At 29.4% G+C, this 22,257-nt stretch carries 19 protein-coding genes, 1 tRNA gene and 2 pseudogenes; all 22 read right to left on the bottom strand.

Features of this window, described 5'->3' with window-relative positions; genetic code table 11:
* Positions 1-13 precede the first annotated feature (13 nt).
* Positions 14-520, bottom strand: a pseudogene (locus tag AC28QF_RS11830) (dTDP-glucose 4,6-dehydratase); the annotation flags it as partial.
* A 128-nt stretch (positions 521-648) separates the two neighbouring features.
* Positions 649-1,722: a glycosyltransferase family 4 protein gene (locus tag AC28QF_RS11825; protein ID WP_488202099.1), complete on the bottom strand. Its 1,074-nt coding sequence runs from the start codon at positions 1,720-1,722 to the stop codon at positions 649-651.
* 75 nt (positions 1,723-1,797) lie between these two features.
* A complete protein-coding gene (gene rfbB / locus AC28QF_RS11820) occupies positions 1,798-2,844 on the bottom strand; it encodes a dTDP-glucose 4,6-dehydratase (RefSeq protein ID WP_488202100.1) in 1,047 nt (348 codons plus the stop codon).
* Positions 2,841-3,710 carry a dTDP-4-dehydrorhamnose reductase gene (rfbD, locus tag AC28QF_RS11815; protein WP_488202101.1) on the bottom strand — a complete coding sequence of 290 codons (870 nt, stop codon included), beginning with the start codon at positions 3,708-3,710 and terminating at the stop codon, positions 2,841-2,843. The genes rfbB and rfbD overlap by 4 nt, the downstream gene beginning before the upstream one ends.
* A gap of 2 nt (positions 3,711-3,712) precedes the next feature.
* On the bottom strand, positions 3,713-4,267 hold the full coding sequence (rfbC, locus tag AC28QF_RS11810; RefSeq protein ID WP_488202102.1) for a dTDP-4-dehydrorhamnose 3,5-epimerase: 555 nt from the start codon (positions 4,265-4,267) through the stop codon (positions 3,713-3,715).
* A 5-nt stretch (positions 4,268-4,272) separates the two neighbouring features.
* Positions 4,273-5,145: a glucose-1-phosphate thymidylyltransferase RfbA gene (gene rfbA / locus AC28QF_RS11805; protein WP_488202103.1), complete on the bottom strand. Its 873-nt coding sequence runs from the start codon at positions 5,143-5,145 to the stop codon at positions 4,273-4,275.
* Positions 5,142-5,990, bottom strand: a complete 849-nt coding sequence (locus AC28QF_RS11800; protein WP_488202104.1) for a polysaccharide deacetylase family protein — start codon at positions 5,988-5,990, stop codon at positions 5,142-5,144. The genes rfbA and AC28QF_RS11800 overlap by 4 nt, the downstream gene beginning before the upstream one ends.
* Positions 5,987-7,153, bottom strand: coding sequence for a carboxylate--amine ligase (locus AC28QF_RS11795; protein WP_488202105.1), 1,167 nt, complete (start codon positions 7,151-7,153; stop codon positions 5,987-5,989). Before AC28QF_RS11795 ends, AC28QF_RS11800 begins: the two co-directional genes overlap by 4 nt.
* Entirely contained in the window at positions 7,153-7,716 is a 564-nt protein-coding gene (locus tag AC28QF_RS11790) for an acyltransferase (RefSeq protein ID WP_488202106.1), read from the bottom strand. The genes AC28QF_RS11795 and AC28QF_RS11790 overlap by 1 nt, the downstream gene beginning before the upstream one ends.
* Positions 7,709-8,800, bottom strand: a complete 1,092-nt coding sequence (locus tag AC28QF_RS11785; protein WP_488202107.1) for a DUF1972 domain-containing protein — start codon at positions 8,798-8,800, stop codon at positions 7,709-7,711. The genes AC28QF_RS11790 and AC28QF_RS11785 overlap by 8 nt, the downstream gene beginning before the upstream one ends.
* Positions 8,797-9,777: a glycosyltransferase gene (locus AC28QF_RS11780; RefSeq protein ID WP_488202108.1), complete on the bottom strand. Its 981-nt coding sequence runs from the start codon at positions 9,775-9,777 to the stop codon at positions 8,797-8,799. The genes AC28QF_RS11785 and AC28QF_RS11780 overlap by 4 nt, the downstream gene beginning before the upstream one ends.
* A complete protein-coding gene (locus AC28QF_RS11775) occupies positions 9,770-11,032 on the bottom strand; it encodes a hypothetical protein (RefSeq protein ID WP_488202109.1) in 1,263 nt (420 codons plus the stop codon). Before AC28QF_RS11775 ends, AC28QF_RS11780 begins: the two co-directional genes overlap by 8 nt.
* The gene (locus AC28QF_RS11770; protein ID WP_488202110.1) at positions 11,029-11,826 is read right to left on the bottom strand and encodes an ATP-grasp fold amidoligase family protein; all 798 of its coding nucleotides are present in this window, start codon (positions 11,824-11,826) and stop codon (positions 11,029-11,031) included. Before AC28QF_RS11770 ends, AC28QF_RS11775 begins: the two co-directional genes overlap by 4 nt.
* Positions 11,827-11,921: 95 nt before the next feature.
* Positions 11,922-13,175 (bottom strand): oligosaccharide flippase family protein, encoded by a 1,254-nt coding sequence (locus tag AC28QF_RS11765; RefSeq protein WP_488202111.1) that lies wholly within the window; start codon positions 13,173-13,175, stop codon positions 11,922-11,924.
* Between the two features lie 16 nt (positions 13,176-13,191).
* Positions 13,192-14,286 carry a GNVR domain-containing protein gene (locus AC28QF_RS11760; RefSeq protein ID WP_488202112.1) on the bottom strand — a complete coding sequence of 365 codons (1,095 nt, stop codon included), beginning with the start codon at positions 14,284-14,286 and terminating at the stop codon, positions 13,192-13,194.
* A gap of 6 nt (positions 14,287-14,292) precedes the next feature.
* Complete coding sequence (locus tag AC28QF_RS11755; protein WP_488202113.1) at positions 14,293-16,734, bottom strand: SLBB domain-containing protein; 2,442 nt, start codon at positions 16,732-16,734, stop codon at positions 14,293-14,295.
* A complete protein-coding gene (locus tag AC28QF_RS11750; protein WP_488202114.1) occupies positions 16,724-17,740 on the bottom strand; it encodes an NAD-dependent epimerase in 1,017 nt (338 codons plus the stop codon). The genes AC28QF_RS11755 and AC28QF_RS11750 overlap by 11 nt, the downstream gene beginning before the upstream one ends.
* Before the next feature lie 5 nt (positions 17,741-17,745).
* Entirely contained in the window at positions 17,746-19,074 is a 1,329-nt protein-coding gene (locus AC28QF_RS11745; protein ID WP_488202115.1) for a UDP-glucose dehydrogenase family protein, read from the bottom strand.
* Positions 19,075-19,079: 5 nt separating this feature from the next.
* A pseudogene (locus AC28QF_RS11740) lies at positions 19,080-19,507 on the bottom strand (adenylyltransferase/cytidyltransferase family protein).
* A 27-nt stretch (positions 19,508-19,534) separates the two neighbouring features.
* On the bottom strand, positions 19,535-20,473 hold the full coding sequence (locus tag AC28QF_RS11735) for a Gfo/Idh/MocA family protein (protein WP_488202116.1): 939 nt from the start codon (positions 20,471-20,473) through the stop codon (positions 19,535-19,537).
* Positions 20,473-21,756 carry a nucleotide sugar dehydrogenase gene (locus AC28QF_RS11730; protein WP_488202117.1) on the bottom strand — a complete coding sequence of 428 codons (1,284 nt, stop codon included), beginning with the start codon at positions 21,754-21,756 and terminating at the stop codon, positions 20,473-20,475. The genes AC28QF_RS11735 and AC28QF_RS11730 overlap by 1 nt, the downstream gene beginning before the upstream one ends.
* 426 nt (positions 21,757-22,182) lie before the next feature.
* Positions 22,183-22,257, bottom strand: a tRNA-Val gene (locus AC28QF_RS11725).

The following is a 22,257-nucleotide window of genomic DNA, read 5'->3' as shown; positions in this document are numbered from 1 at the left end:
TTTTTAATACCTATTATTTCTTCGCAATAGCATCCAACCATGGCTGATTGCTTAAATACCATTTAATTGTTTTTTTAATGCCTTCTTCAAATTGTAACGAAGGTTTCCAATTCAGTTTTTCTTTAAGTTTAGACGAATCTATTGCATACCTATAATCATGCCCAGCCCTATCGGTTACATATCTTATCAATCCATCAGAAGATCCCGGTTCTCTATCCAATAAAACATCTACTTCTTTAATCAGCAATTTAATAAGATCGATGTTTGTCCATTCATTATCTCCACCTACATTATAGGTCTCTTCTACTTTTCCGTTATAAAAAATTATATCAATCGCATTTACATGATCTTCTACATACAACCAATCTCTAATATTACCTCCTTTTCCGTACACTGGCAATGCCTTATGATGAACTATATTATTGATGAAAAGCGGAATTAATTTCTCAGGAAATTGATTGGGTCCGTAGTTGTTAGAGCAATTAGAGATTACAATGGGCAAGCTCAATAACTTATGGAAATTGGGCGAAAATATCAATTATTATAAACAGACAATAAATGTTGCGTCACCTCTTTGCTTATCGCATATAAGCGTGTTTCTCCATTCAACCAGCTAATATGATTCCTTTCATAGACTTATTACTACTTTTAAAAAACCTCTTCTGTTTTTGAGGTATTCCGTTTTAAATAAAATAAAATACTATAAAAAATTAAAGATATCATAACAAATGACAAGAGAAGGAAAAAACTATTGAGTAAAAAAGATAATGAGTATATGAATATCGTTATTATTAAATTGAAAATAACAATTAATAATGTAGTTTTTTTATGTGAACAACCATAATCTACAAAGATGTGATGCACATGGTTTCTATCTGCTATAAAAAAACTTTTTTTATTTAAAGTTCTAACAACAAAAACTCTTATAGTATCTAATATTGGAATTGATATTAAAGAAGATAAAACTATTAATATATTTTCAGAAGGCATAAGACCTAGTGATTGAATATTTTCTTGAAAGGATAGAAATTTAAAAGACAATACTCCTATTAAAAAACCTATGATCATAGAACCTGTATCACCCATAAATATTTTTTTATTCTCTGATAAATTATAGTACAGGAAAGCTAACAAGGTACCTACTATAATGACACATAAATAAGTATAATAGTACTGGTTTAAGAAAAAAAACATAGCCCCTAAAAAAACAAAAATAGTAATAGCTATTGATGCTGCTAGACCATCCACTCCATCAATTAAATTAAAGGAATTTATAATAAAAAAAATAGAGAAATAAATGAATGCTATATATGCCCAATAATTAATTGCTGTGACCCCTAAAAAACCTCCTAAGGATTCAATTAACAAATTATTATCTGCAACTACAAAAGTTATCGCCAAAATCTGAGCCAAAGTCTTTGTTCTTGCAGATATTGCAACCAAATCATCTTTTAACCCCACAATAAAAAGCACTGTTAAGCTTACCATTAAATTTAAACTAAAATAATCAGCATCCCATTTTTTTAAAAAAAAAAAAGATATCATTATCGTTATGTAAAAAGCAATACCACCTAATGTGGGTGTAACCTTTTTATGGGAACTTCTTTGATTAGGCTCATCTAATAATTTTTTATAAAAAACTACTTTTATAATTTTAGGTATTATGAGATAGGATATACAAAATGAACCTAATATAAATACTACTAGTGTAGGTATAATCATGAATTTAGCGTTTTTTGTAACAAATATAGTCTAAAAATATTACGAGAGATATAAAACATAATTTATTCTAAATATCTAAAAATACATTTCTTCATAATACTTTTGATAAGCTCCACTAGTAACATTATCTATCCAAGCTTTGTTATCTAAATACCATTTTACTGTTTTCTGAATTCCTTCTTCAAACTGTAATGAAGGCTCCCAGTCTAATTCTTCTTTCAATTTTGTAGAATCAATCGCATATCTAAAATCATGACCTGCCCTGTCTGTTACATAAGTTAACAGCTTCTCAGACTCACCTTCTTTTCTCCCTAAGAGTTCATCAACTGTTTTTATAATCACTTTTATTAAATCTATATTTTTCCATTCGTTAAAGCCTCCTATGTTATAGGTTTCACCTAATTTACCTTTGTGAAAAATTGTATCTATTGCACGAGCATGATCATTTACAAAAAGCCAATCTCTAACATTTTCTCCTTTACCATATACCGGTAATGGTTTATTGTTACAAATATTATTTATAAATAGAGGGATTAATTTTTCAGGAAACTGGAAAGAACCGTAATTATTAGAACAGTTAGAAATTACAGTTGGAAAACCATAAGTATCGTGAAATGCTCTTACAAAATGATCTGAAGATGCCTTAGATGCTGCGTAAGGAGAATGAGGGTCATATGATGTTTTTTCTGTAAAAAAACCTTCATTTCCTAAACTTCCATAAACCTCATCTGTAGACACATGGTAAAACATTTTGTTTTTAAAATCTTCCTGCCATTTATTTTTTGCTGCCTGAAGCAAACTTAAAGTTCCCATTACGTTTGTTTGTGCAAATGAAAATGGGTCTTTTATAGAGCGATCTACATGAGACTCTGCTGCTAAATGAATAACTCCATCAATATCTAAGTCTATGAATAATTTTGACATAGCTTCATAATCACAAATATCAGCTTTAACAAACTTATAATTAGGCTTACTCTCTACATCTACCAAATTAGCTAAATTACCTGCGTAGGTTAACTTATCCAGATTTATAATATTATATTCAGGGTATTTATTAACGAACAGCCTTACAACGTGTGAACCTATAAAACCAGCTCCTCCTGTTATCAATATATTTTTCATGCTTTTATTTTTTGTAATTCTTCAATACATTTTTTTAGTGAATCTCTCCAATATGGTATTTCAATATTAAAATCTTTTTTGATTTTAGTTTTCTTCATTACCGAATAGTTGGGTCTTTTTGCTGGTGTTGGATATTCTTCTGTTTCTATCGGATTAATTTCACAATCTATATTCCCATAAAACATTATTGCTTTTGCGAAGTCATACCAAGAAGCAACACCTTCATTCGAATAATGATATATTTTGGAATGCAAATCTAACCTTTCTTCATCTAACAACTTAACACATACTTTTGCTAAATCTTTAGCGTATGTGGGTGAACCTATTTGGTCGAAAATTACTCCTATATTATTCCTTTCTTCACCTAAACGCATCATTGTTTTAACAAAGTTATTGCCAAAACTAGAGTATACCCATGATGTTCTAATTATCACTGCTTCAACTTCTGAACTTAAGACAAATTCCTCTCCTGCACGTTTAGTTTTACCGTATACTCCTAGAGGACTAACATCTTGACTCTCATCATATGGTGTGAAACTCTTACCATTAAAAACATAATCTGTTGATATATGAATTAACTTACCATTAACTTTCTCTAAAGCAGACACTAGATTACCAACACCTAAACTATTTACTTTATTTGCATTGTCAGCATCGCTTTCTGCTTTGTCAACAGCCGTATATGCAGCACAGTTTATTACTAATTCTATCTTATTCGTAATAATGTATTTTTCTACTAATGGTAAATTATTAATATTTACCCCTTTAGAATCTTCGAAAAAAAATACATGATTAGTTTCACCTTTAGAAACTTCTCTTATTTCAGAACCTAATTGACCGTTTGCACCTGTAACTAAAATATTCATAATTAGTATTTAAATGGACTCTCTATATCTTTTAAATATTCAAGGTTTTCATCTTTGTCGGATAATTGTAATACTTCTTTTTCAATTAACCAATCAATATTTAACTCACTATCATCCCATTTTATGCCACTATCGTGAGTTGGAGCATAAATATTATCAACCTTGTAAGCAAAAATAGCCTCATCAGATAACACAATAAATCCATGAGCGAATCCTCTTGGAACAAATAACTGTTTTTTATTTTCTTCGGATAACTCTAACGCAACATGTTTTCCATACGTTGGCGAACCTACTCGAATGTCTACAGCAACATCTAAAACTTTTCCTTTAATACAACGCACTAATTTTGCTTGCGCAAATGGTGGCTTTTGAAAATGTAAGCCCCTTAAAACGCCTTTGGTAGATTTTGACTCATTATCCTGAACAAAATTTGTTTTTGTAACATTCTCTTCAAACTGTTCTTGATTAAATGATTCGAAAAAATAACCTCTATAATCTCCAAATATTTTAGGCTCAATTATAACTACTTCTGGTATTGCTGTTTTGCTAAAATTCATATTAACTATTTTACAAGATTTAGAAGATATTGTCCATAATTATTCTTTCTTAATGGTTCAGCTAATTTTACAACTTGTTCTTTATCTATATATCCCATATAAAGAGCAACCTCTTCTAAACAAGCAACTTTTAACCCCTGACGCTTTTCTATTGTTTCAATAAATTGGCCTGCTTCCATCAATGAATCATGTGTACCAGTATCTAACCATGCAAATCCTCTTCCCATCAACTCTACCTTTAAAGAGGATTCTTCTAAGTATTTTTGATTTACAGAGGTTATTTCTAATTCACCTCTTTGAGATGGTTTGACTTCCTTAGCTACTTTAACGACATCATTAGGGTAAAAATACAAACCTACTACCGCATAATTAGATTTTGGTTTTGTTGGCTTTTCTTCTATAGAAGTTACATTACCATTTTTATCAAATTCAGCAACACCGTATCTTTCCGGGTCATTTACATAATACCCAAAAACGGTTGCTTTATTTTCATTTTCAACATTTTGCTTCGCATTTTGAAGCATTTCTGTTAAACCATGACCGTAAAAAATATTATCTCCTAATACCAAACAGACATCGTCATCTCCTATAAACTCCTCTCCTATAATAAATGCCTGAGCTAATCCATCTGGAGAGAGTTGCTCTTTATAACTAAGCTTAATTCCTATTTCTTCTCCAGTTCTAAGCAAATTTTTAAAATTTGGCAAATCATGGGGTGTAGATATAATTAAAATTTCTGTTATACCTGCCAACATTAATACCGATAAGGGATAATAAATCATTGGTTTGTCATATATTGGCAATAACTGTTTAGAAACACCTTTTGTTATAGGGTATAGTCTTGTTCCACTTCCTCCTGCTAGTATTATTCCTTTCATATATTTATTTTTTTTACTTGATTCCAGTTAATTGTACTTTCTGCTGTTTTTATATCAATGAACTCAAAATCTGACATCCATGATCTTAATTTATTTTCAGTTTTACTTAAACCAACATATGATTTAAACTTTCTTCCTAATGAAAGTTCCTTTATCATTGGCTGATCAAAATCAAAATCTCTTGGATGAAAGTATGACATGATATAATCAGACTTAGATGATATTTTTTTAATAAGAGAATAAGGTAGTAACCTAAAATACCCTCCACCCGTATAAACTAATGACTTATTAAAAAAAGAGTGTGTATTAATTGGAAACTCTTTTAGCTGAACTCCATTATACCTTAATAATGATGGTTTAGCTGTACCATAACTTTTCATTCCTCCATGTGCTCTTCCAGCAGGAAAAACAGATGAATCTATCTCAATCCCTAATTCATACAAAACTTCAAATGCCCACTTATTCTCTTCTGTTATAGAAAATCCTGGTGCTCTAAACATTCTTATTTTAGTTCCTGATAAGTCTTCTAAAGTTTTAATTGAACAATCTACATCTTGAAAAAAAGCATTTCTGTCTTGATTATATACTAATTGATGGTTATTTGTATGACTACCTATTTCAAAACCTCTATTTTTAATTTCTTTAACAATTTCTGGATATTTTTCAGCTATCCACCCTAAAACAAAAAAAGAAGCTTTTGTATTTGAATCATCTAAAATATTAAAAATACGTTCCATGTTTTCATGAATCCTGGCAGGAAAACTATTCCATTGTTTTACTGTTTTTGTAGATTCATTATCCAAAAGATGAAACCACTCTTCTATATCAAACGTTAATATATTCATAAACCAGTCTCTTTTTGTTTCCTAAATTTTGGATTTAATTGTTTTAGTACGCCACTCATAGTACCTGTAATAAAAGACAGAGGGTCAACTAAATACCCATCCTGAAAATATATGTTTTTTCCAAAAATATTAATCCAGCTTTTAAAGTGTTTTAATTTATTTTTTGATTTAAAAAACCATAATAACTCTAAATTAAAATGCTTCAACCCAAAACCTTCCTTATACTCGAATTCTGACACTGGAAGGTCTAATGATGCTTCTAGTATATTCTGTGCAAAATCAACCCCTGAAACAAAACTTGCTTTTATACAAGCTGGTACTCTTGGGTTTATTTCCATAATTTTATATTTCATGTCTATAGGGTCTTGAATTAAGTCAAAATCAGCAAAACCAACCCAATTAATCTCTTTTAGGATTTTATAACATCGATCAACAAGTTCTGGCATCTTTATACTTTTTGAAAAACAACTACTTCCTCCATTAACAGGGTAATATCTAATCTTTTCAAGTACAGTTGAGTTAATTAAACAGTTGTTCTTATCTAAAAATAATTGCACTTTAATTTGTTTTCCGCCATTCTTTATAAATTCTTGCAAATGAACTTTTCCATAGTTCTCAATGTGCCTTTTTGAATACACAATAAGCTCTTTTTTATTTTTTATTAGCTTAATTCCTCTCCCTCCACTAGAAAGGTTTGGTTTTAAAAGCGCAGGAAAACTAAAATCTTCTAGATTAAAAGTATTATTTTTTTGTGGGTGAAGTGTTTTTGGGTGATCAATATTTAGTTTTTCACACAATTTCATTAATTCTCCTTTATCGTATGCTTTTAAAAAAGTTTGTTCATTAGGTATTACAAACTTGGAATATACAGATAATTTACTCTTATATTTACTTAAAAAGTGTGCACTTGAGTCATTTAACGGAATTATAACATCAATAATGTTGTTTTTAAGAAAATTTAATAAAAATTCTAAATAAACAACTTCATCTAGAAGTAATGAAGGCGATATGACCCTTTTACTAATAAATTTTGAATAATAACCATATGATATTTTTTTTGGAAAGAAACCAACTATAAAGTGGCCTTTTTCTTTTAGGGATTTCGCTATCGGTAAAATTTGAGTTGTCTGCTCATCTAATATTAATATTTTTTTTCTTTCCATTAATCTCTTCTTTTTATAAACTTTGCTGGCACCCCCCCAACAATATTATACGGTTCAACATCTTTATTAACAACTGAACCAGCAGCTATTATTGCTCCTTTACCTATATTAACTCCTGCTAAAATAATAGCCCCAGCACCAATCCAAACATCATCCTCAATTACCACATCAATATCTTGATAATCTTGTAAAACTGATGGTATATTTATATCTTCAAAAACATGGTTAAACGCAAATATCATTACATTTGCTCCTGTATGAACATAATTTCCAATTATAATTTTACCTGTTTTTTTTCCTGCCTGAAAAACATTATTATGATTTATAAGACAATGATTACCTATAAAAATACGTTCTGGTTGTCTTAGAATAACAGTTGGATGAACTTTTGACTTACCTATTGATGCTTTATTTTTACCATAAACATAATTAATAATGTAATATGCAAATAAATTAAAAAGGTGTTTAAAAAAAGAAAGCGAACAAAATGTAAAAATTATTCTTTTTACATATTGCCATTTACTTGGTCTTATAAATTTTACTATTTCTCCTTTCTTAGTCATTTTTATTTTTCATAAATAATGATTCATACTTTTTAGTGATATTCCTCCAAGTATATCTTTCATTTGCAATTGTTTCAACTTTTAATGAAATTTCATTAAGCTTTTCATTGCTTGTATTCTTTATAAGACATTTTAGTTCTTTAGAGTCTTTAAAATATAAACATTCAGACTCTGTAGTCTTTACATTATAATTAACGTTATATGCAAAGGTTGCTAAACCTAAACTCATTGCCTCAACTAAAGATGGGTTAGTCCCTCCTCTACTATGTCCATGCAAATAAACTTTGCAATTGCTTCTTAGTAAATTTAATTCTGAACTCTTATATATTGGTTGGTATAGGAAAAAGTTGGATTTATCTTTATATTTATTTAGCAATTCTTTTCCAAATAAACTATTATTCCAGTTACCAACAAAAACAATTTTCTCTTCTAATTCTTCAAAAGCTTCTAAAATGAGATGAGTATTATTCTCTGGTTCAATTCTTGCTACACTAAAAAAGTAATCATTTTTATCTAAACCATGTTTAGATAATTCTTCTAAATCAAAAAACTTACAGGCATTATCTCCTCCATATTCAATTAAATTAGAATTTTTATTATAATCTTTATCTACGTTCTCTTTTATAACCTCGTTATCAGATATAATTTCATCAGCTAAATTAATTGCTAACTTTCTTGTAAATGACATAAATATTTTCTGATACTTTGACCACTTTTCTCTCTTATGATCTAACCCGTCTAAGTTAACAATAAAATAACGTTTTTTCAAAAACCTTAAAAAATTATAAGATAATCCAGCTGCTGTCCCCAAAGACAACAAACATGAGCAAGTTAACCATGCATGAATTATTGAAATATTATCATAAATAACTGCCTGATAACCATTAGCATTAAAAGGAATATAAATAATCTTATGCCCTTTATACGTTTTTATCCTTTCTTTTCTTGGATATGCTTTAGTACTACAATAAATAACATATTCAATCTCTGTGTTAATTTGGTTACTTAGCAGATTGTCAACTAATGTTTCATACCCTCCATAATTTGCTGGTACACCAACAATTCCAATTATAGCTACTTTCATTTTTTATTAATTATTTTATAAAGACTTACTAACTCTTTGGCTTTAGACTCCATATCAAGACCTTTGTTTTTAATTTGAACTCTTGTTTCTATTTGTTCATTTAAATTATTTAGCATCTTATTACTTGCTTCATATAATTGCTCAATACTATCATCTAGCACTAGTTCTGATTCAGTTACACCTGATAAAAGATCAGATACATTCCCTACATTTGTAGAAACTACAGGTGTATTACAACTAAGTGCTTCTTTAACTGAATTCGGAGACCCTTCATAATCTGAAGTTAGTAAATGAAATTCACAAGCATTGAAATAATAAATTATTTTATCTCTAGGTTCGTTTACAAGAGTTAACTCTTCTATATCATTATGTTTTTCTTTTAACAAAAGAATAACCTCTTTAAATTTATCATATCTTTTTTGAGGTCTATTAATATTCTTTGAACTAACAAATAATATATATCTCTTTTTAATATCTAACCCTAACTTTAATTTAGATTCATTTTTATCAATAGGATAAAATTTATCTGTATCAACACCGTTTGGTAAATAAAAACTTCTTTCACTATAATTTTGTGGAATCTTGTCTTTAAATATTTTAAATACATTTTTTCTTTTTATAGATCGTATTGTTAATCGTCTAAATACTTTAGAAAAAAAAGTATTTTTAAGACCGTATTCATTCTCTATACTATTTAAAAAAGATACTAAAATGGGCTTATTTGTTAATAAAACCACTAGCAAAAAAGTAAGTCCATGAAAACAATGAATAACGTCTACTTTCTTTATTATTTTAGGTAATTTATATAGAGCTTTAAGGTATTCAAACTTTCCTTTTTCTCTTGCATTTATAAAATAAAATTCTTTTTCTATTTCTTTAAAATCATTTAAAGATAGAATCTGTTCTTTAGTAAAAACACAATACTCAGGATGTTTTATGGTTGGATAACCATTCATTAAATGTAAAACTTTAATCATACTCATTTTTTTGAATTATCATAGCTGTAAAACCAGACATTATTAACATAAAACTACTTTGGGTTAATAGCGACAAAACTATACTCTCAAACCCTAAAAATAAAACTATTGCCGAAATAATTTTTACATCAGCACTATCAAACAGTCTCGTTCCTTTTTTATTTTTCTTTAGTACTAATAGTAATGGGTAAAAGTACAATACTAACACCAATATAAAACCAAACACACCAAGTTCTCCTAATACACTTGACCAATATGTATCCAACAAGAATTTATCTGTATTCGATCCTCTTGCTGTTGATTCAGGGCCAATTCCATGTATAAAATTCAATCCATATTCATAATAAACATCTGAATAATTAATATTAACAGGATAACTTCCAAAAGTTCCAGGGCCAGTTCCTAGCGGAAAAAAATCATTTGCTATAACAAATGATGTTAAATACAACGCTATTCTAGGAACACCTGAGGTCTCTGTAGAGTCTTTAATTGTATATATTGTAAGATATTTCTCTACTTTTTCTTCTATTAAAGGAATAAAAAGCAATAATCTTAACCCTAAGGTTAACGCAAAAATTAATGTAAGTTGTCTTTTAAAATTATCTCCAAAAAAAATAAACATTATAAATAATAATGAAAGAATAGATTTAAACTGAATAGAGAAAATCACAAAAAAACAAGTTAACAATATTTTCAAATAATTCTCCTGTTTCTTTTTTTTAAATTTATTAACAAAATATAACCTTAAAATAATACTTAAGTTTGCAAGCGTTACAGCAAAGGCTGGAGTTTTTAGAATAAAAATAGAATAGGTACCTTTTCCATTTTTAAAAAATAAAGTTTCTATAATTGTCACAATAAGAATTAAGTCAATCCCTAATAACAATTTTGTTAGAACTTTATAAATTTGATTAGTTGAAAATCTTATATTTCTACATAAAATAAAAATGAAATGAGGTAGTATAATCAAAAAAGCTCCAACCAACCCCCATTTTGTAGTAACGAATTTAGACCTAAAATTTAACACTATAATTGCAAGTAATGATAGTATAAGTAAGAAATGTATTTTAGATATATAAAAAGACCTTATATTTTTATAAAACAAAAAAAGAATAAAAATTATAACTATTAAATAGTCAAATCCAGTTATAGAAATACCCAATATTTTTAATAAAGGGCTTCCTATTAATCCTAAAAAAAAAACCACTATAAAAAAATTATGAATAAAACTTAAAGATCTTTCATCATTAATCATAATATTTTACCAAATTTTTCATCATAAATAACCGGAGAGAATTTTTCCCAACCACTACCATGGTGCAATGTTATTTCTCCGAAATAAATTTCCTTTTTTATATTAAACAAATCAATTCTAACGTATTCAAAGGGTTTTGATAGTTTTTCTGCTATTAGTATCATTTCTTTTAACTGTTCTGGTTTTTTATCTAGAGGCCCATTAGGGTATTTCGCTTTTCCGTTTTTAAAAGGAGACCATACAAAATCTAATACATTCCAATTTAAATCATAGAAATTTCTTGTGTGATTAACAAATCTTCCTGAATCAACATGTATAAATTTTATTTCACCATTAAAACAATGAAACTTATAATCTTCTGGTACGTTACCAGCATTATCAGATAACAACTTCTCAAAAATTATTTTTCTTGGAATATCTTTATATTGTTTCTCTTTTGTAAACTTATAGTGATCTTCTATTAACCATTTATTTCCTATATTTATTAACTCGTTTATATCTTCATCAAGTATATTTTTAACAATAACTACATGTGCACTTCCGTGATTAGATTTCATTACAAATGATTTTGGTAATGAATTAAAATCTTTTGATTCTAGTTTACTCGAAAAATGGATTAATGGAACCAAATATTCCTTTCCTATTTTTTTACTCACGTAATCTCTCACCGCATACTTATCAGAAACTATAGTATGAAAATCTTTAAAACCATATAGTTTTAAATGTTGAATTTTCTCATTTAAAGTTTTTGGTTTTGTTAGATTTAATATTCTTTTATGTTTAAAAAGAAACATAAATTTTAAGTACATTTTATCTGACAAGTACGTGTATAATAATATTAATATTTTTTTTTTCAAAGTATTTTTTTTTTGGTGAAATAAATATTTTGTTAATGTAAAAATGTTTTAACCTTTCTGTATAATAAAATTGCATGAATATATAACAGTAATATAAAACTAACAGCTAATCCATAAGTGTTAAAAAAATATATACTTGGCAATACTATTATAACATTTAAAATCACTGTTAAATTCATTATTTTAGTATACTCAGATTTTTTATTCAGTAAAATAAGCATATTAGAAAAATAAGCACCAAAAGGTGCACTTAAAATTCTAAATGCTAAAATCACTATTAATATAGAAATCATAACATTACGCTCTTTAGATATTATATCGATAAGTGTATTTCTAAATATGACTGTTAAAACAAATAAAATTGATGAAAACATCAAAATAAGAGGTATCATTTTTTTTACATAAATAATAAATATCTTTTTGTCTTGTTTTAATATTTTGGCCATATATGGATAAATAGCTTGATTAAAAGGTATGAAAAGTCCTGAAATAGCAGAGACTATTCTTTCAGCTACTGAATAAAACCCAACTAAAGTAGGGTTACTTAATAAACCAAGCACAAATATATTACCACTAGTGTATATAGTAGCATATAAACTCCCTAAAAAAACATGAAAACCATCGTTTAAATAAAAAATTATGAAACTTAATTTTATTTTCGAAAACCTTAAATTAAACTTGGCAAAAAGAAAAACAAGAGAAAACAAGCCTGCAATTACTTGACCTCCTCCTAAAAATATTGGTATTAATAAATAATCTTCTTTTCCCTCAACATAAATAAATATCAATATCGTGAACAAAATTTTTGAAAATACAGTAAAATAAGTAATGTATTTCATTTTTTCTATTCCTTGAAAGTACCAAACAGGAAATAATAAATGCCCTAAAATAATAAAAGCAGTACAAAAATAGACATCTTGATTTGTTTTAAAGAAGTCAAAAAAAGAAACAATAATAAAAATAAAAAGGAAACAAATTATCATTAATATAAATTTAATTATAAAAACCGATGTGAAAATTTCATTTAGTTTCTTTTGATTATTTCGATAAACTGATATTTCTTTAGTTGCAGACAACTGAAACCCATAATTTGTTATTATTACAAAGTAAGAAATCATAGAGGTTGCTATAGCTAACAAACCAAATAGGTCAACTCCAACAGCATTAAATATATGGGGTATTGTGATTAATGGTAGTATATAGTTTAAGCTTTGAATAATAAATAATGAAAAAAAATTTTTTATTACTACTTGAAATTTTGAAAAATTTTGGAAAATTTTATTCATTGTAATGATAATAAAATTAAGTATTAAATATTTTTCTCTTGTAATCTTTAATTAATGGATTAACCAAAGCATAAACTATTCCTAAAAATGCTCCAAAAAAAGAAAATAGTAAAACTATCATAACTCTTTTAGGCTTATCCCTATTTACAGGAACATTTACAGGTTCAATTATCGTAAATACAGGAGTGCTTTTTTTAAGCTGTATTTTTTGCGTTTCTAATTGTTTTGCTAGTTCATAATATATACTTTGAGATAGAGTGTAATCTGTTTGAAGTCTTTCTAATTTAGACTGAGAGCGAGATGTTATTAAGCCTTGATTTCGATCTCTAAAGCTAGCTAAAACTGATTGTTTTTCTTCATAATCTTTTTTTAATTCATTATAGCGACTCTCTATAAAATCATATTCCTCTTTAGCTTTTTGAGTTTTAAATGTAATAATAGATTTTTGTAACAACTCTTGTACTTTTTTAGCCATTTGAGCAGCTGCCAGTGCTTCTGTCATTGAGAAAGATATTTTTACAAAACCTTCTTTTTTATTTACTTCAATAGACAACTGCTTTCTTAATTGCTTAAAAAGCTCACTGTTCTCTAATGACACTCTATAAATTGAATCGTTTGTTATTTCATTTGAATAATTTTGTTTACTTTTAAAGAAGCCCAATATTGTTCTAGGCAACCCTATTGTATAGCTTTTGATAGTAGATATAATATTACTCTTTTTATATTCTTTATAATACTCTTTATAGGTTACTTTTTTATCTAAAAAAGAAAAATTTAATGATGTATTTATTAATTCTTTTTGAAAAAAAACGCTTTGTACTACTTCTGGATATAAACTAGGTGAAATACTTTCTGTTGCTCCTCCATTTAAGTTAATTCCTGCTATAGCGGCAAGCCCTCCTAAACTACCGTTAACACTACTTTCTAGTACTTGAGGTACAACCACTGTATATGATACATATTCATCTTCTGAAAAAAAAGCTACAAACACCCCTAAAAAACTAAAAATAATTACAAAACGAATGATGATTTGCTTACCTTGTAAAATTGTTTTTAACAACGCTACTAAATCTATTTCTTCTTCAGCATTATGGTTATTTTTCTTTTCCATGTCTAATTACTTGTCTGTTAAACTCTTTACCAAAACCCCTAAAGTTGCCAAACCTGTAGTAATAGCAATTACCTCTTGCGTTGACATCTTATTTTTGTTTTCTGGCTTGTTAGGTATTAAAATTACTGAACCTGGTTTTACGTTAGGGTATGATTTAAAAAACAAAAATCGCTTGGTTGTTTTTATATCTCCATTCGCATGAATAACATAGGCTTTACTCTTTTTTGCATTTGCAGAAAAACCACCCGAATTTTCGATATAATACTTAAAACTCTTGCCTTTCTCGTACCTAACTAATGATGGCGATAATACCTCTCCTTCAATTTTTACCGTTTGTCTTTCCGAAGGTATAAAAAGCTCATCACCTTCTTCTAAAATTAAATCGAATTTAGACAAACTTCCTGCTTCTTTTAAAATTTCATTAAGATCTATTCCTATTTTAAAGGTTTTCTTTTGTTTGATTTCATCTTCCGTAACAGTTAGTATATCTTTTTTTGAAAAGTCTGATATAATTTCTAATTGTTTAACATCTTCAACCTTATTATTTTTTCTAGTTAAAAAAGCTCCTTCTATATATGCATATTTTGTCAATCCTCCTGCTTGCGCAATTAAATCCGAAATTCTTTCGTTTTTTGCTCCTATAGAATACTCCCCTTCAAAGTTTGCTTCTCCTTTTATAAATACCGTTTTTTGCCTCGTATATCCTTTTAAATAACGTACCGAAACTATATCAAAAGGCATTAATACAAAATTATTATTATCGCTTCCTTGTAAAGAACTACTTGCTTTTAGATCAAAATTCTCACTTATTGTTTCAAAACTACCATCTTTCAATCTTCTTGAAACATCTATCATAGTAGCATCTGCGCCATCTTTTAAACCACCACCTAATACAATTAAATCTTCAATTTGCATTCCTTGCATGTATCGAAACTTAGCGCCTTTATTAACAGCTCCATTAATAGTAATAAATTCTTTTTCTTTTAACTCTTCTTTAGAAAAAATATACACACTATCATTTTCTTTTAATAATAAGTTTTCATTTTTATTTCTCAATGAAAAGGAGACTGTTTCTTTTGTTGTTTTATCATACTTACGAACAATAATACCTCTATCTAAAAAAGCTTCTTTAGTTACTCCTTCTGCTTTTAAAATTAAAGACTCTAATGATAAGTCTTTTTCATATTCATATTTACCTGGTTGAAAAACAGCACCAGCAATACTAACTTTATTTAAGAACTGATTAGATACTTTATTTATTTTTATAAAATCTCCATCATTTAATTTTTCTTTAGCAATAGCTGTCAACGGAATTTCAACTAACTCTTTTTGTTTTCCGTTAATCCTTTCTATTACTATATTCTGTTTATAGGCATCAAAAACAAAACCACTACAATATTTTAATAAATCAGCCACTGTTTCATTCGATTTCATTTCATACAAACCAGGTCTTTTAACAGCTCCTTTAATGGTTACTATTTTAGCATAAGGCTTCACAATGATAACATCCTGATCTTGAACCGTTATATTACCAGCTTCAGAGCCGTTTATTAAAAAATCATAAAAATCGAAGTCTGCTACTTTTTCACCACCTCTAAACAATCTTATATTTCTAAAAGTTCCGTTTTCGGTAGGTCCGCCTGCTGCGTATAAAGAATTTAATATGGTTGAAAAACCACTTAACGAATAAGAACCTGGTACTTTAACTTCACCCACGATACTTACCTGAACATTTCTAACCTCTTTTATAGAAACTGCTAAATGTACTTTATTATAACTGTTCGCCGAAGCACCAATACCAGCGTAAATTCTTTTTAGATAATTTTTGATTTTAGATTTTGCTGCTTTTATTGGCAAGCCTACCAATTGAATATAGCCAACACCTTGAATATTAATTGCTCCTTGTCTATTTACTTTCTTCTCGTAATTAGCTTCTGCAGCTCCCCACAAGTCAATAGAAAGCTCATCTCCGCTACCAATTACATAATTTTCAGGTGTTGTCACATTTAAATTCGGTGTGAATGAGATATTTGGATTGTTAAAAAAGTCATACCCGAAAAGCAATGACTCTTTAGGCTTCATATCTTCTTCAACTGTTAATCCAAAAAACAGCTGATTATCTGATGTATCAGTATTTACCGATGTATCTCGTGATTTGCTTTGATTACTTGTTGAAGTACCTAAATTTCGAATTCTGTTTTTTAATTTCTGCGCTTGAATTTCAGACATACCTCTTGTCTTAGCTATTGACAATGCCTGCTCTATGGTATAGCCTTCTTTCTTAATTTTATCACGATAACTAGCTACTTGTTCATCTGACAAACTATCTACCTGAATCGTATTCATTTGTTGTTGAATACCTTGCGCGTAATTAGTAAAACTAGCGAACATGAAAAGAACTATAAAAACTATTTTTAATACTTCTTTTCTTATTATTTTATTTTTCAATTGCATAATTTTTAAACCAATTAATGAATTCTTTAATTCCTTTACTTAGCAACGTATTAGGTTTATAGTTGTAATCTTTCATTAGATAATTAACATTCGCCCATGTTTTTTCAACGTCTCCTGGCTGAATTGGTAACATCTCTTTCTGAGCTTCTTTACCTATGTTTTTTTCTATTTCTGATATAAAATCTAATAATTTCACCGAATTATTATTACCTATATTGTATATTTTATATAGCGTTCTATCCTTTACCTCAGATACTAGAACGCGCTCTATTCCTGCTACAATATCATCTATATATGTAAAATCACGCTGCATTTTACCAAAATTAAAAACTTTTATAGGTCGATCGTTTGATATTGCATCAGCAAATAATATTGGCGCCATATCTGGTCTTCCCCAAGGTCCATAAACTGTAAAAAAACGCAATCCTGTTGTAGGTATTTTATATAAATGGCTATAGGTATGTGCCATTAATTCGTTGCTTTTTTTGGTCGCTGCATATAAACTCACAGGTTCATCTACCTTATCTTCTTCTGAAAAAGGTATTTTAGCATTCGCCCCATATACACTAGAGCTACTCGCATACACCAAGTGCTTTATATCATTATAACGAGCGCATTCTAAAATATTTAAAAAACCTACAATATTACTTTGTATATAGGCATCCGGATTTTCAATACTATAACGAACACCTGCTTGCGCTGCTAAGTTACAAACAACATCGAACTTTTCTTTTTCAAATAATCTAACTAATGCTTCTTTATCCTCTAAATTTATTCTCATAAATTTAAAGTCACTATAAGAATTACTTATAGTTTCTTTATGAAAAACAGCTGCTGTTTCTTTTTGTATCCCTAGTTCTTTTAAACGATCGTACTTTAAATCAACATTATAATAATCGTTAATATTATCTATTCCGATTACGCTATAACCTTTATCTAATAGTTTTTTAGATAAATGAAAACCAATAAAACCCGCAGCTCCTGTAACAAGTATTTTCATATATGCTAGTTTTGTTTTCCTATTTGATGATATTCAAAACCTTTGTCTTGTAAATTGAAAACATTATACTGATTTCTACCATCAAAAATTATAGGACTACTTAGTTGTTGTTTTATTTCTGAAAAATCAGGAGAGCGGAACTCTTTCCATTCTGTCAGCAAAATCAAAGCATCAGCTTCTTTTAAAACCTCATATTTAGATTCTAAATACGAAATACCCTCCACATTTATTAAATAAAAGTGTTGTGCTTCCTCCATCGCTTTCGGGTCGTATGCCTTTATAGTGGCTCCACGCTTTACCAATTCTTTTACTACATAAATTGCTGGTGCTTCACGCATATCATCGGTACCTGGTTTAAAAGCCAGTCCCCAAAGGGCAAAAACTTTTCCGGATAAATCTTCACCGAATCTTTTTACAATTTTCTCTGCAATCACAAACTTCTGTCGATTATTAACTTCTTCTACAGACTGAATTAATTGTGCGTTGTAGCCATTTTCTTCTGCTATTTTATTCAATGCTTTCACATCTTTAGGAAAACAAGAACCTCCATATCCTGCTCCCGGATATATAAAACTATACCCTATTCTACTATCTGAACCAATACCAATACGGACTTGGTTCGCATCTGCGCCTACTTTTTCACAAATATTAGCAATTTCGTTCATAAAAGAAATTTTAGTCGCTAACATGGCATTGGCTGCATATTTTGTCATTTCTGCAGAACGAATATCCATGGTTATAAAACGATCATGTGACCTAAAAAAAGGACTATATAATTCTTTCATTTTATCGAAAGCATACTCAGACGCGGCCCCAATAACAACTCTATCAGGCTTCATAAAATCATCGATCGCAGCACCTTCCTTTAAAAACTCAGGATTTGATACTACATCAAAGTCAATATTTTCTCCTCTTCTATCTAGTTCTTGCTGAATCGTAGCCTTTACTTTGTCTGCTGTGCCAACAGGTACAGTTGATTTATCAACCACCACAAGTCTTTTAGTCATCTTGATACCTATTTCTTTGGCTACTGCCAAAACATATTGTAAATCAGCAGAGCCATCATCTCCCATAGGGGTTCCTACCGCTATAAAAACAATAGAGGCATCTTTAACCGCTTCTTCTAGCTTGGTTGTAAAAAACAGATTTTTATTAGCTATGTTTTTCAATACCATTTTTTCTAAACCTGGTTCATAAATAGGAATTATCCCTTCATGTAGCTTATCTATTTTATGTTGATCAATATCTACACAAGTAACCTTATTTCCCATCTCTGAAAAACAAGCCCCTGAAACCAAACCTACATATCCTGAACCTACAACTGCTATATTCATTCTTATTATTTTTTAATCTTACTATTTTCTTTTTCAGCTACTTCTTTACGTAATTCGCTACTAGAAAAACGATGTTCTCGTTTGTTGTAAAATAATGCTATTCCTTTTTCCTCACAATAAGACCTCCCTGTAAAGTTCTTATCTGCATATTCATCTCCTAAAATGCGTACGCCTATTTTAAAAGATTGTAATACATCTTCTAAATCTTGCTCCGTAGCATACGGTACTATTTCATCCACATACTTACATCCTTTTAACTGGATGTATCTCTCTACTACAGATTGTATGGGTTTGTTTTTTTGGGTCTATCAACAGTAGGATCCGTTTGAAGACCACAAATAAGGTAATCGCATTGTGCTTTTGCTTCTTCAAGCATTTTTACATGACCTGCATGCAATAAATCGAAAGCACTAAAGGTTATTCCTACTTTCATTTCTTTTTCTTTTTTGCAAATATAGTTTTATCTACTTAAAAACAAATGTTTCTCTCCTATATTAACCAATTCGGTATTTCTAATAGCATGTACAATTTCTATAGACGGCTTAGCATCTACCAATCCGAAACCGTTTCCTTTTAAAATTCCTTTATAACTTTCGGTATGTAACTCTGTAAATCCGCCACTAAACTCTATTTCTTCTCCATCTACGGTTATAGAACGGTAGGTTCTTTGTCCGTTTTCTTGAATTTGCTTTGGTAATGAGTTTTCATCAATAGATAAAAACCAACGCACTCTTGCATTCTCAAATTCTAAATAGCCTGCCGATTTATCTTTTTCTCTTAAATGCACCAAATTCTCTTGTACCTCACCAAAAACCCAAGAAAGCATATCGTAAAAATGCACTCCGATATTGGTTGCTATCCCTCCTGACTTACTTTCATCTCCTTTCCAAGAAGCATCGTACCAATTACCACGAGAAGTGATATAGGTTAAATCGATATCGTATTTCACTTTTTTATTTTCGGTTTCAACTTTCTCTTTCAGCGCAATAATACTAGGATGCAATCGCAATTGCAAAATCGTATTAATTTTGTTTCCTGACTCTTTTTCTATTGCTTGTAATGCGTCTACATTCCAAGGATTCAATACCAATGGTTTTTCGCAAATAGCATCTGCTCCTCTACGTAAGGCCATTCGTATATGTGAATCGTGTAAATAATTTGGTGTACAAATACTCACATAATCGAGCTGAATATTTTGCTGGCGTTTAATTTTTTCTATGTGACGATCGAAACGCTCGAATTCCACAAAAAAATCTGCCTTTGGAAAATAACTATCCATCACTCCCACACTATCAAATTTATCTAGCGCAGCTATTAAATTATTGTTCGTGTCTTTTATAGCTTTTAAATGACGTGGAGCGATATATCCAGCGGCTCCTATTAAAGCAAAATTTTTCATTATAATGTTTTATCGGTTAATTCTTGAGGCAGGAAATTCTTTACATCATATACGACTCCGTTTTCCTTTTTCAACCTCAATAAATCTATTTCTTTAAACTCATTGTGTGATACCGCCAACACAACGGCATCGTATTTTTTCTTGTAAAGTGTATTATTTAAAGTTATACCATATGTATCTGAAACTTCTTTTTCTTTAGACCATGGATCGTAAACATCAAGCGTAACTCCGTAACTTTTTAAAGCGTGATACACATCAATCACTTTTGTGTTTCTAATATCCGGACAGTTTTCTTTAAACGTAATTCCTAAAATTAAAATCTCAGCTTTTTTTACTTTTACATCTTCAGATATCATCAACTTCACGACTTCTGATGCAATATGATTACCCATACTATCATTTAAACGTCTTCCTGATAAAATTATTTCGGGATAATAGCCAAACTGTTGTGCTTTTTGCGCTAAGTAAAACGGATCTACTCCAATACAATGCCCACCAACTAAGCCTGGTTTAAAAGGTAAGAAGTTCCATTTCGTACCTGCAGCCTCTAAAACGTCGCTGGTATTAATGTTCATTAAATTGAAAATCTTAGCCAATTCATTCACAAAAGCGATATTAATATCTCTTTGACAGTTTTCTATTATTTTTGAAGCTTCCGCTACTTTAATAGAAGATGCCATATGCGTTCCTGCAGTAATCACTGATTTATATAAGTCATCAACCTTTTGAGCCGTTTCTTTGGTAGAACCCGAAGTAACTTTCAAAATATTTTCTACGGTACGAATTTTATCTCCCGGACTGATTCTTTCTGGTGAATACCCTACATAAAAATCTTGATTCAATTTCAACCCCGATTCTTTTTCTAACACAGGCACGCAATCTTCTTCTGTTGCTCCTGGGTACACAGTAGATTCGTATATAACAATATCATTTTTCTGCAAAACACTTCCTATGGTTTTACTAGCACTTAACAATGGTGTTAAAATAGGTTGATTATTTTTATCTACAGATGTTGGTACGGTAACAATATAATAATTACAGTTTTTTATAGCATTAGCATTATTTGTTACAAATAAGCCTTTTTCATCAGAATCATTAGCTGTTAAAACAGTTTTTAATAAAGCATCATCAACTTCTAACGTTACATCTAAACCCGACTTTAACTCTGCCACTCTTTTAGCCTTTATATCGAAACCAACAACCGAATATTTCGTTGCAAACAATCTTGCTAAAGGCAACCCCACATAACCCAATCCTATGATTGCAATTTTCAACTTATTCATTAATTATGATTTAGCTACTTATAAGATTAAGAATGCACTTAATCTATCTATTCAATTAATTTACGAAACTACAAAAAAACTACAGGAAGTAATATGTTAAACAAAAAAAAGTCTCCTCATTTCTGATAAGACTTTCTTTGAGCTACTAGGGATTACAGATCTCTTATCAAAACCAACACTACAAATACAATCCTGCTGAGCTTCACTCAAATAAAATTTTTTATTTTCAAATAACCAAGAAGCAAGCTTCTGGTTAAAATTTAAAAACAAGGGATTACATACCCCTTATTGAAACCACTACTGCAAATACAATCCTGATGAGTCTCACTCAAATAGGTTTTTTTGTTTTCAATAAACCACGAAGCAAGCTTCAGGTTTTTGAAAGCAAAAAATCCTGATGAAAATTCATCAGGATTGTGATTTATGTGGGCAATGAGGGATTCGAACCCCCGACCCCCTCGGTGTAAACGAGGTGCTCTGAACCAACTGAGCTAATTGCCC

The sequence above is a fragment of the Tenacibaculum sp. M1.3A genome, assembly GCF_057732375.1.
The sequence above is the reverse complement of the archived record's forward strand: the minus strand, read 5'-3'. Positions and strand labels throughout refer to the sequence as shown.